This is a genomic window from Butyricicoccus sp. AF35-5AC (assembly GCF_003477715.1).
Taxonomy (GTDB): Bacteria; Bacillota; Clostridia; order Oscillospirales; family Butyricicoccaceae; genus Agathobaculum; species Agathobaculum butyriciproducens.
The window spans coordinates 230,138-232,348 of sequence record NZ_QUDX01000006.1 but is presented as its reverse complement, the minus strand read 5'-3'; the positions used below and the strand labels follow the sequence as shown (position 1 = coordinate 232,348).

Here is a 2,211-nt window from a genome sequence, read left to right as displayed (position 1 = left end):
AGCATACAATGACATCGCTTGCTGCTGTAAATTATCGTTTACCTTTATATTACTTTCAATTTTGCTATCCAAAGCAGCTAAAACAGAGGCTATCCGTTGCTGTTCAGCTTTACTAACCGGAACATGAACACGGATCCCTCGCATAGTGTTTCCAGATACTTCCTTGAATGTTGTCCCACTTCCCATTGCTTCGATAGCACTCTTGTTGAATTTAAGCAGATAATACAAAAACATCGGATCATTATCTTCATTTGCAATAATGCTTTTGAATCCCTGATTTGTGCAAACAGGATTTGAAGCAATAGCAACATAGCCGATTGGTGCGCGGGAAGAGAACAATACCGTATTCTTTGGCATTATCTGCGTAGAGCAACTGTGTAGTCCTTTCTCTGTGATATTTCGCTCACCATGCGAAATGAATCGCCCCTTTAATGTGGATAGATCCTTCGGAGTAATCCACGCTATATCACCGCCATAGTTTTGTTCATCTTTTGTTGAAGGCGTTGCTCCACCAACAATTTCTCCGAGTTCTGCCAGAGTACACTCCTTCCAATCAGATGCCATATCCAATCGCCCCCAGTCTTTCTCTGATCTCATTTTCAAGATCGTGAGACTTCACAAAAAGCTCAGACAGTTCAGAAGTCAGACGCCCCATTTTCTCTTCAAACGGCTCACCGTCATCTTCCTGTTCCTCAATGCCAACATAGCGTCCCGGTGTGAGGATATAGTCCTGCTTAGCAATATCCTGCGTAGTGACAACCGCAGAGAATCCCTTCTTATCCTCAAGCGTTCCATCAACGAAGGTATTGTAGGTGTCAGCAATTTTCTTGATGTCTTTATCCGTCAGTTCACGCAGTTTTCGCGTGACCATAGTGCCGAGCTTTCGTGCATCGATGAATAGCGTCTTGCCTTTCTGTTTCTTGTTCTTTGCAAGAAACCAAAGCGATACAGGAATCTGTGTCGTGTAGAAGAGCTGCGTCGGCATTGCAACGATGCAGTCTACAAGGTCAGCATTGATAATGTTCTTGCGGATTTCGCCCTCGCCGCCAGACTGCGAGGACAGCGAACCATTTGCAAGCACCATACCAATACGACCATTTGGAGCAAGGTGCCAAATCATGTGCTGCAACCATGCAAAGTTGGCATTGCCTGCGGGAGGCGTACCATACTGCCAGCGAACATCATCAGTTAGTTTATCTGCACCCCATCCAGAAAGGTTAAACGGGGGGTTCGCCATAATATAATCCGCCTTGAGCTGCGGGTGGCAATCATTGAAGAATGTGTCCGCATTAAACTTGCCGAGATCAGCTTCAATACCACGAATAGCCAGATTCATCTGCGCCATCTTCCATGTGGTCGGGTTGGAGTCCTGACCAAAGACGGAAATCTTATTGATATTTCCGCCGTGATTTTCGATAAACTTTGCGGACTGAACGAACATACCGCCAGAGCCACAGCACGGGTCATAAACACGTCCATTAAACGGCTGCAGCACTTCAACAAGGGTACGCACTACGCAAGAGGGGGTGTAGAACTCACCAGCAAGTTTACCTTCTTGCTCAGCAAACTTGGAGAGACAGTATTCGTATGTACGGCCAAGAATATCCTTGCTGCTTCCATGCTCAATCATCTGAATGTTGGTGAAGAGATCAACCACTTCGCCAAGACGCCGCTTGTCCAGCTCCGGACGGGCAAAGTTCTTGGGAAGAATATCTTTGAGACGCTTGTTCTCCTTTTCAATGCTGCGCATGGCATCATCAATTACCGTGCCTATTTCCGGAGTGTGGGCGGAAGCAGCAATCGTGCTCCATCTTGCATTCTCAGGGACGAAGAAAATGTTCTCTGCCGTGTATTCATCCTTGTCTTCTTCGAAGCCTTCGCCCTCATCGACCAATTCTCTATACTTTGCCTCGAAACGGTCGGATATATATTTCAGAAAAATCAGGCCTAATACGACCGATTTATATTCAGAAGCATCGATATTGCCGCGTAATACGCAGGCAGCATCCCATATCTGTTTTTCAAATCCAATATTTGATGTATTCTTTTCTGCCATACTCTTAACCTCCCATGATGTTATTCTATAAAATTTACTGTCCGAAAAAACGTACTAAACGACTCCAAGTATTACTGTATTGGTCATATCTCGTTCTATATCCATAAATTTTTTTGCATCTGCAAACAGATCTCTATTCGACAGGAAATCTTATA

2 protein-coding genes are annotated in these 2,211 nt (G+C 44.9%); both read right to left on the bottom strand.

Annotated features, from left to right (window positions below):
• Window positions 1-564: restriction endonuclease subunit S (locus DWZ82_RS09925; protein ID WP_199667450.1), on the bottom strand; the 564-nt coding region annotated here is incomplete at its 3' end.
• Window positions 554-2,056 (bottom strand): class I SAM-dependent DNA methyltransferase, encoded by a 1,503-nt coding sequence (locus tag DWZ82_RS09920; protein ID WP_118480522.1) that lies wholly within the window; start codon window positions 2,054-2,056, stop codon window positions 554-556. The genes DWZ82_RS09920 and DWZ82_RS09925, both read right to left, overlap by 11 nt.
• Window positions 2,057-2,211: the final 155 nt, after the last annotated feature.

Excerpts from the sequence above, each read along its gene's own strand:
- DWZ82_RS09920 (WP_118480522.1), bottom strand. The coding sequence starts at position 2,056 with ATGGCAGAAAAGAATACATCAAATATTGGATTTGAAAAACAGATATGG.